This window comes from Neomesorhizobium albiziae (assembly GCF_900114255.1).
Lineage (GTDB): Bacteria > Pseudomonadota > Alphaproteobacteria > Rhizobiales > Rhizobiaceae > Neomesorhizobium > Neomesorhizobium albiziae.
The window spans coordinates 1-13843 of sequence record NZ_FOSL01000028.1; the positions used below are offsets into that span (position 1 = coordinate 1).

At 57.1% G+C, this 13843-nt stretch carries 11 protein-coding genes; 4 read left to right on the forward strand and 7 right to left on the reverse strand.

Going from position 1 to position 13843, the window contains the following annotated elements; genetic code table 11:
* Window positions 1–351 (forward strand): dioxygenase family protein (locus F3H98_RS26365; RefSeq protein ID WP_483237996.1); only part of this gene is annotated, 351 nt, incomplete at its 5' end.
* 1085 nt (window positions 352–1436) lie between these two features.
* Complete coding sequence (locus F3H98_RS26370; RefSeq protein ID WP_188130571.1) at window positions 1437–2480, forward strand: Gfo/Idh/MocA family protein; 1044 nt, start codon at window positions 1437–1439, stop codon at window positions 2478–2480.
* A gap of 204 nt (window positions 2481–2684) precedes the next feature.
* Here the strand turns inward: F3H98_RS26370 and F3H98_RS26375 are convergent, their stop codons facing one another.
* Entirely contained in the window at window positions 2685–3464 is a 780-nt protein-coding gene (locus F3H98_RS26375) for a Crp/Fnr family transcriptional regulator (protein WP_188130572.1), read from the reverse strand.
* 1050 nt (window positions 3465–4514) lie between these two features.
* Between F3H98_RS26375 and F3H98_RS26380 the strand changes: the two genes are divergently transcribed.
* Window positions 4515–5069, forward strand: coding sequence for a hypothetical protein (locus tag F3H98_RS26380; protein WP_149763358.1), 555 nt, complete (start codon window positions 4515–4517; stop codon window positions 5067–5069).
* Window positions 5070–5165: 96 nt separating this feature from the next.
* Here the strand turns inward: F3H98_RS26380 and F3H98_RS26385 are convergent, their stop codons facing one another.
* From F3H98_RS26385 to F3H98_RS26400, 4 genes are all read right to left on the reverse strand, one after another.
* Window positions 5166–5813, reverse strand: a complete 648-nt coding sequence (locus F3H98_RS26385) for a response regulator (protein ID WP_149763360.1) — start codon at window positions 5811–5813, stop codon at window positions 5166–5168.
* Window positions 5810–7249, reverse strand: coding sequence for a sensor histidine kinase (locus tag F3H98_RS26390; RefSeq protein ID WP_149763409.1), 1440 nt, complete (start codon window positions 7247–7249; stop codon window positions 5810–5812). Before F3H98_RS26390 ends, F3H98_RS26385 begins: the two co-directional genes overlap by 4 nt.
* A 630-nt stretch (window positions 7250–7879) precedes the next feature.
* Window positions 7880–9127 (reverse strand): polysaccharide biosynthesis/export family protein, encoded by a 1248-nt coding sequence (locus F3H98_RS26395; RefSeq protein ID WP_188130573.1) that lies wholly within the window; start codon window positions 9125–9127, stop codon window positions 7880–7882.
* Window positions 9128–9278: 151 nt separating this feature from the next.
* Window positions 9279–10844 (reverse strand): lipopolysaccharide biosynthesis protein, encoded by a 1566-nt coding sequence (locus F3H98_RS26400; protein ID WP_149763364.1) that lies wholly within the window; start codon window positions 10842–10844, stop codon window positions 9279–9281.
* A gap of 136 nt (window positions 10845–10980) precedes the next feature.
* On the opposite strand from F3H98_RS26400, the gene F3H98_RS26405 reads away from it, so the two are divergent.
* Window positions 10981–11802, forward strand: coding sequence for a glycoside hydrolase family 16 protein (locus tag F3H98_RS26405; RefSeq protein ID WP_149763366.1), 822 nt, complete (start codon window positions 10981–10983; stop codon window positions 11800–11802).
* A gap of 29 nt (window positions 11803–11831) precedes the next feature.
* On the opposite strand, the gene F3H98_RS26410 is transcribed toward F3H98_RS26405, so the two are convergent.
* Together F3H98_RS26410 and F3H98_RS26415 are read right to left on the reverse strand one after the other, a co-directional pair.
* On the reverse strand, window positions 11832–12998 hold the full coding sequence (locus F3H98_RS26410; protein WP_188130574.1) for a glycosyltransferase: 1167 nt from the start codon (window positions 12996–12998) through the stop codon (window positions 11832–11834).
* A complete protein-coding gene (locus F3H98_RS26415; protein ID WP_149763370.1) occupies window positions 12971–13804 on the reverse strand; it encodes a class I SAM-dependent methyltransferase in 834 nt (277 codons plus the stop codon). Before F3H98_RS26415 ends, F3H98_RS26410 begins: the two co-directional genes overlap by 28 nt.
* Between the last annotated feature and the right edge of the window lie 39 nt (window positions 13805–13843).

The window sequence follows — 13843 nt, forward strand, 5'->3', positions numbered from 1 at the left end:
TACGTGTTGACCCGGAATTGCGAACCGGTGGAACAGGCTCTCGTGGAACTGTGGCATGCCGATCAAACCGGGACCTACGACAACACCGGCTTCAAACTCCGCGGACATCAATTCACCGATGCTGAAGGCAGATGGTGGTTCGATACGATCGTTCCAGGGCTCTATCCCGGCCGCACCCGGCACTATCACCTGAAGGTTCAGAGGCCGGGGGGACGTGTGTTGACCACGCAACTCTATTTCCCGAACGAACCTGAAAACAACCGAGATTTCATTTTTGATTCTGCCCTCTTGCTCGACATTGCCGCGGCCAGCGAACGCAAGTTCGGCAGATACAACTTCGTAGTGGGGTGAGGCTGGCGACTCCGCATAGTACGGATAAGCTCAGGGCAGCCACGACTTCGACGCTGTCGACTTGATTCAATCAGGCAGACGGAAGTGCCGGCGGGTCCAATCTGTACTTCTTATAGAAGTTGAGTAGCCGCTTGCGTGGCCCATCGCCTGAGCGAAGGCCCAAAAGCGCACTGCATTTCCTCGGAACACCCGATACCGTGCACCGCTATCAATGTGACAGTCATTCTTGAGGAAAGCTTCGACGCTCGACGCATAGCGCATGTACGCCCGGGGAAACAACGTGGTTCGTTCCGTCCTTGTCGGAAGTGGATGCAAAGCCCCAAACGATTTTGGACATCTGACAGAAAGAAGACGTCCGACCACCTGTAACTTCACCGGGAAGCCCTTCAACCAATATCGCCCGTACAGCCTCGAACCGCCTTCGGCCCGAGTGCATATGCGGGAGCGCAATGACCGCCGCTGTCGGCCGAGACTAATGAATCGATTGCAAACCCCGCCTAACTTTATAGTGCTCGGACAAATGCCGCGCCCAACGGCAATGGCAGATTTCATACTCCGGTGAAGCTGGGGCTGGTGCCGTCCAGGCACGAAAGCCATCCGTTCCCAATATGAGATGAGGACGAATGTCGTTGTGAACGACAATCTTACCGGGCGGAATCGTGCGCGGCGCACTTCTCAGATAGTCAGATATAGAGACAGTCATAAGGGTCTCATTACCGTCTGTGTTACAGGTTCTTAATGAAGCCCCCTATCGTGTTTCAAGTTACGACAAACTTTTCGATAGTCAAGTACAACACAAACATTTGAATTATACTAATGGCGGTCAACGACTATGCCCGTTATCTATAAGAACTTTAAAGGCCCGACCGACCGGCAGCTTACCGATACCTAGCATTGGCGCTCGCTCACCCTTTTGGGCCTTTTTTGATCAAACGAACTCGGTCTTGCCAACAATCCTTTCGAGAATCATGGTTGCCCTGGCATTCGTTTCGTATTCGCGACTTGCAACGCGCCGGTCGACATCGATGTGCATTCTATCGAAAGCGCACTTCCTGCGGCGAAATGTCCAACTCAGGAGGGGGGTAATGCCGACTATCAAACGAGTTGGGATCATAGGAGCGGGCAGGACCTCCTCCGCTCATATCAGAGCACTGCGGCACCTTTCGGGTGTTGAGGTAGTGGGGATCTTCGATATCGATGCAAGGGCTGCGGAGGATATTGCCATCCGGTTCGGTATTCCCCACCACTTCAGCAACCCAGACCAGTTCTATGAAAATGCCAAGCCGCAACTAGTTCACGTTGTCACACCACCTCACACGCACGAACAGCTAGCTGATCAGGCGCTAGATAGAGGCGTTCACGTGTTAGTCGAAAAGCCGCCGTCGCTGACGGTCGCGGGCTGTGATGCACTCCAGAAGAAAGCGGAGGCTACTGGCCTCACGGTTGGAGTGAACGAGAACTTTGCTTTCGACCCTCGCATCCTTGCCGGCCGTGCTTCAATCGCGCGTGGCACGCTCGGGAAGTTGGTACACATAGCTGGATTCTTCGGCTTCGATGCAGGTTCTGTGAACGCAGATTTGAGTAACTGGTCTTGGGCCAAAGAACTTCCGGGCGGGATTCTCGAGGATCTGCTTCCACATCCCTTGACCGTGGCGCGAGCGCTAGCCGATCAGGAACTTCAGCTCATTCACCAGCACGCTCTTAGAAGTGGCCGACTGCCGTTCCCTCTACACGATGAGATGCGTCTTCTTTTTGCCGGCAGCAACGGGCTTACTGTCGATCTCACCTTGTCGCTTTCATCGCATCCGACCGACTTCATCGTGACGATTTACGGCACTCGTGCAACGCTCCAGATTGACCTGAGGAACATGCTTCTCCAGCTATGGCGCGACAGGTCCGGGCTACGATTGTTTGCGAGGGGGGTGCGGGTGAGTGGAGCGGCACTCCATGTCCTAATTCAGACGGCCCAAAACGCAATTGGGACCACGGTGTTTCGGATCCCAGGACCGGGAGATCCGGCACATCTCATCCGCATTCATTACAAAGCGCTTCAACAAGGTCGCGAAATTCCCGCGCCGATCGCCCGGGCTAAAAGCGTTGTGAAGATCGCCCGAGCAATTTGGCCTTAGTCTACGGGGCACGTCCCGCAAGTCACCAGGGTTTCAGTTTCCGGCCAACAACTTCGCTCATGCGCTACACCGAAAAAGTAGAGGGAGATTTTCAGGGTACGAGCGCCAGTTTTCCGGCACTTCGTGTTCATGACTTCGCCACAGCTTCGCATCAGTCGAGGTGTCGGTTGAAGCATAGCCGCTGCGGGAAAGCCTAATGCCTCGCTACGGTGAAATCCGGCAGCCGAAGCCTTCTTGTCGGAGTGGCGCCTTTGGCATCCAACCAAAACCTATCGTGTTCCGTCGGCCGAGAGCGATCGACTTTAGGTAGTCGCGATTTAGGATGGTTAGAAAGCCGTGGTCGTATTGGATTATTTGCCGGCGCTGCCAATCACGCAGGCAGCGGTTCACTTTCTCCCGAGATGCCGGAACCATCGCTGCGAGGTCGGTCTGCGAAAGATGAATTGTCTGCGGTTCATCTTCCGAAACTTCAATGCCGTGCGGATCTTTCATGATCCTGAAAAGTGTGGTTGCCAGTCGCATCGGGAGGCCGGCAGTGCCGTCAATGATGCGTTCCTGAGCGTCCAGCATCGCTTGGCAGAATACCGGAACCACGTTCAAAGCGAGATCGGTGTGGCGGTCAAACAAAGAAACCACTGAGGTAACTCCGATTTGCAGCATATGACTTTCCGAGATCGAGACAGCGTTCATGCGGCTATCCTGCGCGATGAACAAACTGCTGAGGTCAAATACATCGCCGGGACCTAAATCCGAGAAAATAAAATCTCGACCGTCAGATAGTGGAAGGCTCAGCCGGACCCTTCCGCGAACGATGACATAAACATGGGTGGGCGTGTCCCCTTGATAGATCACGGTCGTGTTTTTGCCAAACCTACGATATGCGGCGGTTTCAGCTATTTCGGTCAAAATCGCCCGTCCGAATCGCCGGAACATGGTTGCTCTGGCGAGCTGATTGACCACGAAGTCATTTTCGAGGTCTCGCATAGTTAAAGTCCTCTGGCACCGCCTACTACGCTTGACCCCTGCCTCCATGGCTCGCGACGCCGAGGCTCAGAAAGATCTGAATACTCTGATATAAGCGCGCTTTTCTGGGGGCGCGCGCCGGACTGCGAGCCGCCCCGCAATATGTCATGGCGAACCGACAATCCGATGACCATCGGTGAACTGACGCCAAGATTGCTTTCCGCGACAGCGATTACTTCCATCGACAGAGCCCCCACAGGAGGAAGCAGCTCGCGCAGCGGTTGGGAGAGCGCGTCGTGCGAATGGCGCGCACAGAGCTGGGCGTTTGACATGGTTCTCTCCACCCTCGGCCTGCGCGCCCACACTGCTGCCGGCGCCAACCGAGCTTGATCCATCCCTTCTCATCCATCCTTCTAATTACCGTCGTCGCGGAACGTTCCTCCATCGTTCCGGATTCGGGCTTCAGTCTGATCCCTCCTTGCCCCTAGTCCCCCCTCGCCGGGCCTTTAGTCTGACGCCGCCGCGCCAAAACGCCCATTGTATCGAATGTATAGAAGTCCAATTTGGGCTGTCCCGTTGCACAGAAGGTTCGGTCGAAGTGGGATGCGAGGAGCGCAGCGCCAAGCTATGGCTCCGGCGCCGATTTTCGGGCATGGATCTAGTTGCAGCCCGGCTGAACCGCTAGCAGGCTGCCCTTTCGTGGCGACGGTAACCGATGCGCTCAACGCTCCAAGTCACGTCCTTATAATGTCCGCACAGAGTCAAGCGACCAGCGCGGCTCGGTGGCTTGCGCACCCAACTACTCTTCTTGCGCCGGTCCGTCTTGGTAGCGGAACCGTTTTCCTTTGGCAGTCGATTCAAGAGATGGACCACTGGAAACAAGGTAGATTTGATGGACGCGATGCACGCCAAAGACGGTATGCATCGTCAAAGATGCGCTAGGCGACGGCTGTCACGGGCAACTATGAGCTCGAAGCGACACTGAGCCACTTTTTCGGACAAACTAGGGGGTCGGCTCGACTTGTATGCCTATTGTGCAGGAGTGTAGAGCTTAAGAGTGGAAGCACGGGGATGCTCCTGCGCAGAATGTCAATTGTGGGTCTCCTTGGCGCGTCCGCAACCCTAGTTTTCGTCATTGCGCCAAGCCGAATAACGCTGAACGCCGATTCACCAGAACTCTCGTTACAGGCTGCCTGGGCAAAGGAAGGCTCGGGCGGCGGGTCTGAGAAGGGCGGCACCGGGAAGGCCGGCTCGAGTAGGAGCGGTGGCAAGGCTGACACCGGCGGCGGCACCGGTAAGGCTGGCTCAAAAAGTGAAAGCAGTGGCGGGTCTGGCAAGAACGGTGGGCGTCGCGGAGGCGATGACAGCGCCGCAGCTCAGAGCAATGCCCGTAACGATTCAGCCGCCGAAAGGAAGTCCGGTGGCGGCGGCCTTCAACGGGTCAACCCGGTTACTGGCGATCTGATTGAGCTCAAAGGTTCGAATATCAAAGTACTGCACCCGGAAGGAATGAAGGAGCAGATCGAGAACGGCCGTTACGTCATGAAAGATGCCGTGGGCCGCACAATCATCAATCGGCCCGCAACCGAAGCCGACAGTGCCAGACTGCGCGGATTGATGCGCTGAAGCGAGTTCGCCAGGTGCGCCCATTCGTTCGAATTCGCCAAGAAGGGGCGTTCCCGACATCGATGTTGGATCGATTGCGATCGCTCCTGGTTGCGATCAACGGGAATCGGCATCGCGAAGCGCGATGGCGGCTTCCATCCGGTTGCTGACATTTAATTTGACGAAGACTCGGGTTAGGTGATGTTTCACCGTCTTCTCGTGAAGATTTAGTTGCAATGCGACTTGCTTGTTGCTGAGCCCTGTCGCCACTAAGGTCAAGATCTCTCGCTCTCGACTTGTCAGGTCGGCGAGCGTGCCGGCTTTCGCCGATGAGGCGGATTTTGCCGCGAGATCGGTGAGCAAGCGTGCCGATAATGTGGGAGAGACATATTTCTCGCCGGACGCAACAGTGCGTAAGATCTCAGCGAGCGCCCGTGCGCCAACGCCTTTGAGCACGTAGCCTCGGGCCCCGCTGTTCAAGGCGGTGATGATATCATCTCTGGCCTCGGAAATAGTCAGCATGACGATCTTCTGATCGGGATACCGCTCGAGGATTAGGGGTATAGCGCTCAATCCGCCACCGGGCATTGATATGTCCATTAGGACAACATCGGGACGGTGCCTCTCGGTGATCCGCAGCGCATCCTCTCTTGTGCTGCCTTCCCCGACAACCTCGAAACCGCCAATCTCCGAAAGCGCGCGAGTCACACCTTCCCTGAACAGCGGGTGATCGTCGACGACCGCCAGCTTTATTGACGCTGTCATGCCCGATTGACTTCGTCTATATTGAGGAACATTTTCAGCTTCGTTCCATTACTTGAAGACTCTATTTCGAAGCCGCCGCCGAGACTTTCTACCCGCTCGCGAAGTCCCGCCAGACCGAGGCAACCCGGCCGCACGACCGTTGGATCAAAACCCGGGCCGTTGTCGCAGACCTCAACGAAGACTTGTCCGTTTTCTGACGTCAGCATCACCGACTGCCGAGCGCCGTTGCTATGACGGTATCCATTGTTCAGTGCCTCTTGGACAAAACGATAAATGCAGATCTTCGCCGAAGGCGATAGCGATTGAGGCGGGTTGGAAAGCGAAAGTTCGATCCCGGAGTCGGTACGTTGCTCATGTTCGCTTACAGCCAGGGCCAAAACCTCGGTCAGCTGTGCCGACTCGATATGCGGCAGCACCAGACCATTGCATATATTCCTGATCTCCCGCATGGCGCCGTCGAGACTCGATTTTATGGCGACGGCGATGCGTTCCCGCTCTTCAGCAGATGAGTTCGGGTCCAGGAGCGCCGCACTGTCCAGCTTGAGCGACGCGAGCGCAACCAGTTGTGCCGGCCCGTCGTGCAGATCTGCACTGATCCGTCGAAGAAAGCTCTCGTTGAGCGCAGTAGTACGCTGCGACGCTCGCTGGACGCGCAGGCGAAGTGATCTGTTCTGGGCGAGCAGGTCCGAAAGCTCCCGAACTCGCGCCTCCAGCGCATGACTCTGATTCCCAATTTCGCGGCTACCACGAAAAACAATCGCCGAAAGAACGAGAAAAAAGCCCAAGGTCACAGAAGCGACTGCCAACCAGCTCAAAAGCGCCGCTTGCCGCAAACTGCGTTCAAGCTCTGTTGCAATCTCAGAAAGTTCGGAAACTGCAACCACTTCTCCCGACCAAGGCTGCAGCACCGGATTGTAAATCTTAAGCAGGGGCTGACCAATGGCGCGCTCGGCCTCGCTTTCAATATCCTCGATGCGCTCGAACCGTGCTGTCATATCTCCGGCGAAGGCTCTCGCAAGGTCCTGGTTCATCTCCAAACGAATAGCGACAACGCTTTTGTCCTTGGAATAGAGGATTGTTCCGTCGCGGCGCCAAAGTTTGTAGGAAACCAGTCTGCGGCCAAGTGCGCCCTGCCCCAGCGTCTCATCAAGAGCGCGCGTGACCGTGTCGCCGAGCACCTCGTTGGTTTGCATATCCGGCAAGAGCGGGGCGATAATGCTGTCTACGTAAAGTGCGGTAGCCGCGGCGGAATTGCGAGTGACCCCGGTCTCGATCAGCTTCGTCACCAGCAGACCTACCGCGACCATCGCAGCAAGAGAAACTACGCCACCAGCTAACAGAAACTGATGCGCCAGCGATCGCCCATTCCAACGATCTAAAAGCGGCAAGGTTTGCCACGTCCGCCAGAGCGCAGGCCAATTCGACGCCGCCGACATGGTCGAAGTCCCCATCACCAGTCGCCACCAACGAGTTCGCCAGTGCGCTCCAGGCTCTACAGGCAGTCTTCCCTTCAAAAATGGTTACACGGCAGTTTTCAGTCCAAAATATGGCTGCGGGCTACTTCAAGTCGCCAGCCGCTGGACTGGGTGCCTCTGCGCTCTTCGATAAGAGGCAGAGGATCTTGCTAAACTGCTAGACGTTGCGTCCGCCATTTCAGCAAGAACGGCCTGTGCAGCGTTACCACTTGATGAACTTCAGTCGAAATTTACTCGCGTTCACGGTCCTGTTTTGGCTGCGGAGCGGAAGAGCCCAACAGGTGAGGACTCCCAGGAAATAGCCAGCCTGCATGATGACAAGGACCACAAGCGCAAAGACCACAGCTTCGCCGAACGTCTGTATTTCATTCCGGAATGCAAAACCGAGGACTACTAGAGCGATTGGCATGACTATCGCGAAACCCACAACTCGAAGCCAGTACGCCGAAGCGGCTGACAGCACGGCAAGCGCTACGAGCGTCGATAACATCTGAACCCTCTGCTTCACCACCATAACGCTGTGCCGGCGAGAAACAAAGAGCGCGAATGCGAGCGCTGGAACAGGCTTTTTGGGGAACACTTGGATTTTGGCTAGTTCCCGGGCGGGATCCGCAGCGATTGCCCGGCATTTGGCGCGTCAACTATCACGACCTCTACGATATCTCTCGGTCGCAGCGTCGAATAAGCGTCGGCGGAGATCCTCTTCGGCCAACCTTTTACTTCGCGGACGACCGCGAAGGTAGGTTCGGAACGCACTGCATTTTTTTCGCGAGCCTCCAGAATTGCGGGAGTGGTCACTGTCGCCTCGTTTACGAGCAATGCTGCGGTGCGCATCTGAACCTTTGCTTGTTCAAGTTTTGGTCGCACCTCCTGAAGATCCTTCTCAATTTCGGCGAGATGGGTGCTTCTCAGATCCTCGCCGTCTCGCTCTGCCTTCTTCAGCGCCTGTTTGCTTCGGACTAAAGCGATTTCCAGGTCAAGGAGCTTTGATTCCGCGTCGGCCAGTTCGCGCTGGAGCGCCATCTGACGGGAGGTTACTGCGAGACCTTTCTCCCGCAGGGACGTCACCCCCTTCAATTCTTTTTTAGCCAGTTCTATCTGAACGTGCTGCGACTTGATCTTGTCATCGAGAGTAACAATCTCCTGTTCATTAAGGGCTTGAAGATCCACCAATGTGTCAAGTTTTGAGCGTAGCATCGAATTCCGCGCAGCCATGAAGCCGTGCTCCTCCTTCGCAATCCCCGATGCCTTTGGATGGTCGCTGAGTTCCACGGGTACCCCGAAATCATTCTTTTCTTCCAACTCGGCTTCGAGGCGCGCCTGACGTACCAGCATCCGGGTATACGCGAGTTCGGCTTCCTCCAACTCTCCAGCAGCGGCGATTCGATCCCGATCGAGGCGCATAAAGGCGGCGTCCACCTTGCGACGAAGGCCCCCCGCCACAGTAACAGCCTGGAGTACGGTCATGTTCGTGCTGTATGGAAATTCGCCGGGATTTTGCACGTCGCCCATCACGTAAATGGAGCCGTGAGACGCAATGTTAACGCTGACGGATGGCGCATTCAGCAAACCGGTTTGCCCCTGAAGACGCTCGGCAATCTCCTTGGAAACCTCTCCGATGGTTTTGCCCTCAACCAAAATTTCACCGACGAGCGGCACTGAGATATTGCCATCGCTTATCGCATACGTTCCAGTCAGCGCTTCCCACTCCTTGTATTCCGCCTCCCCTTGCCGCCACTCAACGACGCGCAGGTCAATCTTGTCATACGGGCTGAGACGATAGCTGTCTGCCAGACTTGATTGCAGGCAGGTGGCGAGCAGGAACGTCGCTAATAGCAAGACGCGAAGTCCCGCTTGTCGGGAGCCTGTGACGAGAGCGTCGATTATTCCGTATGCCCGGGCAGAACAGGCTGCTGGTCGTATGAAATGGGACGAAAGCGAGGGTTTGCGATTGTAGCTGTTGGGACCTGGCATGGGATTTGTCCTTTCGTTAGGGGACATGTTGCCGTTCCGTCGGTTTCGTGGGATGACCGAGCAACCAGAGAACCGGCCCGCCAAACAGGGACAACGGCTTTGGAAAAGAACCGACGATTTCTGACAGGATCTGGAGGTCGTCCGGGTCGGCGGCGCGACACAGCCGGAGGCAGCCGAGGTACACAAAACTGGCCGCCACGATTGCAACGAGTATTGAGAGTGGCGCTTCGAGCGTCGCAACGATACCCCACGCAACCACGCTCGAGCAGCCAGAGCAGAGGTAAATCCAAAGGATTGATCGGGCTGGAAACGGAAATTCGAGCCTTAACGTCACGAACCACATGCCCACTCCGACCATGACGATCTGAATGATGGCGCGGGAGACGGCAGCACCCATCAGGCCGAACTCCGGCACCAAAAGCAGGCCCCCGACGACCGCCAGAATTGCTCCGAAAATGGCGGTGTAGAAAATAATGTCGCTGCGTTCCGACGCGTTGACGAGATGCGTTCCGATCACCGTCGTCGCCGATATTGAAGCCGCTGCGACAATGACGGCAGTAGCCGGAACAGCAGCTGTGAATTCCACGCCGTAGAAGAGCGGAACAATCGCTGGTGCTATAGCGGCCATGCCCAGGCACGCGGGGATGGCAAGCATTCCGGTCAACCGGGTGCCGGTGACGTAAATTGCCTTCATGGCTGCTTCGTCGCCGCGTCCACGCTGTTTTGCGAAGAGCGGCAGGAAGGCGCCCGTCAGCAGCAGTGGTCCTTGACTGGCGAGGCTCGACAGCGCGAGTGCGATACTGAAGAAAGCGATTTCAGCATGTCCCCAATATCGATCAAGGAAGAATATCTCGAGGCGTGACCAGACGAAGGTGTTTGCGATGTTAGCCGCCCAGGCGAAGCGCGCGTAGCGAAGCGAACGCTGCAGGACGGCTGGCTCGACTTCGCCCACCCGGGGCAGCAACGTCCAAACAGTGGAAGCGAGCGGTAGCTGAGCGATTAGATATCCGGCTATCGCGCCAGGAACGCCATGATAGGCCGCGCCGATGCCGACAAAAATGACCTGTATCAGCAGCGACCAGGCTGAAAGCCGTGCGAGGCGCGAAAAGTCCTGCAAGCCACGCAGGTAATTATTGCCGAATAGAGCCATCACCTGTGCGGCTATGAGAGCGGGCAGCAGAAAAAGCAGAGCCTTGCTCTGAGCTTCACTGCCCTGCGGGTTCAAGAACGCCCCGATGCGGGCGGCCATACCTGTCTGGATTGAGATGACCGCAGCGAAGCCCGCAAACGCCAGCAGGAGATTGGTGAGGAGGCGGCGCGAATGCCAACCGGAGAAGGCTTGGGCTTGCCTCTCTTCGCCTCGGCCTCGGAGTTCGGGAAGGGCCCTAGCGACGCTGGCTGACATGCCACCGCCGATAAGAGGAGTAATGACGGATGCAATCCACAATGAAAGGACCACGGTCCCGGTGCCCTCGGTTCCGAGGAGGCGCGCGATGACAATCCCGCTGAACAGACTTGCCAGCATCAGGCACGAGCCGGAAACCGCGTTCAGGACAGTATGCTGAGCAAATGTCGTCAACAAGGCGATAACCTTTTCACTTACATCAACGGAGTTCCCATGAGGTCGATACCACTACCGTGAAATTTGCATCGGACTTGCGGTACCCCACCGCGGCCCTAGGTTTCCTGCCAAGGCGTATTTCCACACTGGAGAAGATATGCGCGGATATGCTTTTCACCTGACGATCGCCGCGGCCCTCCTGCCCGCAGCAGGAGCCCTGCCGTTGGAAGGTCCAGCCGCAGGCGGACCCACTAAGGCGGCCACAATCGACCTTTCTGGCTATACGCTGGTTTTCGACGATGAATTCGATTGGCTCGACGTTTCCTCTCGGGGACCCGGCACGCGCTGGATCGCCCATACACCATGGAACGGAGACTTCGGCGACGCCGCTTTTGCTGACCCCGGTCCGGATTTTCCGTTTACGACACGGGACGGTATCCTGAGGATCGAGGCGCGAAATCGGGAGGGATCGGGCTGGCAGTCGGGCCTCCTGGCCTCCGTGGATCCAAGAAACGACGGATTCACCCAATCCTATGGTTATTTCGAGACCCGCGCGAAATTTCCCTCGGGACCTGGTCTCTGGCCGGCATTCTGGCTCATAGGCCGAACGGATGCCTATACCGCAGAGATCGATGTCGTCGAGCATCACGGCGAGTTTCCGGAGCGGTTCACCAGCGCGGTTCACGTCTGGGCCCGCGCTGGCAAAGGTCGCAGCGTCAGCGTCCATCAGAAAGTCGCGGTGGAGCCGGGCTCGCTTTCTGCGGACTTTCACACTTATGGCGTCAGCGTCGAGGAAGACTTTATTCGTATCTACTTCGATCGTCGTGAGGTTTGGGCCACGCCTACGCCGGCGGAGCACCGCATGCCGAAATACATTCTCATCGATCTCGCGCTTGGAAGCGGCTTTTCGATTACGGAGACACCAAATCCGTCTTACATGTTTGTTGACTACGTCAAAGTTTGGGAGCGGCAACGCTGAGTGTGTGGTCACCAGGACACCTCCGCTAATCAGCATGACGTCAGCCTTCCTTTGACAACGCCTTCCAACACCGAAAGCAGTGTTTCGATTTGCCGGCTAACAGTAATCTCGCATCGCTTTGAATAGTCAGAAGCCGCACTGGCGAGACGTCCATAAAGTTGATCGTCTCGCCACATGCGTTGCAGCTCCTTGACCCAAATGGCGGCCGGGGCCGCCGGATCCACCAGGATTCCGCCGGGACCGACCGCTTCCGGCAGTCCACCGAGACGGCTGGCCAAAACAGGGATTCCGCTATAGTGAGCCTCGGTCGCGACCCTTCCCCAAGTCTCTTCCCATTGACTGGGAGCCAGGAGGATCTTTGTCTCCGCATAGACCGTCCTCATATTGCTGGTTCGATCAACAAGCTCGACATTGGGCAGACGCTCGATCGCCCGCTCCAACCGGCTCACCTCCTTCGAAGAGAGCTGCCATGCCTTGACAAAAAGAAAGGGAATGTCGGGGCAGAGTGCGGCGATCGCTAGCGCCTCCCTCATCCCTTTTTCCGGAACCGGATTAATAAATGTCACGAAGCGCCGGGACGATATGACTTGGTAGCGTTCTGGCCGGAAAACCGGCGGCACTATGGCCGGTTTGACGCCTAGCCGACGTTCGGCGCGTTTGGCGGTGAACCTGGAATTTGCGATATACGCTCGGAACGGCAAGTCCGCCCCTGCCGGCCACGGCCGAGTGATCCGCTCGAAATCGAGTCCGTGAAAGTAGGCCACGGCGGGGACGCCTCGATTCTCGAAGCTTGTCGCCATCTCCACCATTCGGCCGTTCTGAACTATGACAACGGTCGGTGAAGGCATTCCCCGGAGGCCGCCCCATGGGTTTCGCGATCGAAAAACCCGGTATCCGAGATCTTTGTCGACGACCACGCCATCACGTCTCAGTCCTGTAGACACAAAGGCGCGCGCGCCGTAGGCGTCTTTGACCGAGAGTTTCGCAAGCACCGCGGTCGAAATTCGGCACGCGTTCAACTCCAGAGCCAGTTCATGCGTGTTGACTTGTAGCCCGCCCGTCTCCTGAGGCAGGTGCGGCGTACCGCTCGCCAGCAGGATGTCGATACCGTCCTCACCGTCACCGGCTGAATGGCCCGTGTCCCGTTCCCGACCCTTGCAACGGTCGCTTACGCTTTTGCCGAAAGGAACATCCATTCTTGTTTTCCCATGCGACGTTCGTTCATCAGTTCGACGAGCAGAGCATGCATCGAGCCCGCCCATCCTGGAATCGCCTGACGCGGCAGGTCCGCGAGCTTTCGAGGACGCGTCGGCACGATCTCGATCAGATGGGTCTCCGAAAACCGCTGCTTCAGACAATCGGAGCAACCCGGCTGAAGCACGTCATGCGTCTCGATCAGCATGTCCGTCTTGCGCAGAGCTGGTACTTTCACCGGGTTAAGAAGTTGCATTTCCGCGCCCTCGATGTCGGCTAGTACAAAAACTTTGCCGGTTCCGTCGCCGAGGCTCTCGTTCAGACTATCGATCGTGCAGAGGCCACGCAGCCAGACGCGATCAGCCACACCATTTCTTTCGGCCGCGTTTCGCAGCAAGGCGTGGTGCTGTTCAAGGGCTTCGTATGCTTCCACCACCGCATTCGCCATCCGCCGGGCGAGCCCCAAGGCGTAATAGCCGTCAGCGGCGCCGATGTTGACAATACGGGGATAGTTTCGGGCGATAATGGTCTCCACGACCGGATGCAGTTCGAGCTCATGCGTCCCGAGCAGATAGCCGAGCAGATTGCGGTTCGACAGCGGCGTCAGTTCGAGATTCATGCCGGCGAAAGGACCGCTTTGTACCCGGTTCATTGCGCGTCGGCGGACAGAGGCGCAAAGCAACTGCCAGCGCGGCATGAGCATCCAGCGTGCCGGCACTCTGATGGCTTCGGGCAACCGTCGATAGGTGCGGTAAAGCCCCATCATCGAGGGAGACTTTTCGATCGTGTTCCAAGTTGCGTGGAGCATTAGGTTGGCCCCTGACTTGACGGTTGCTGATGGAGTGGC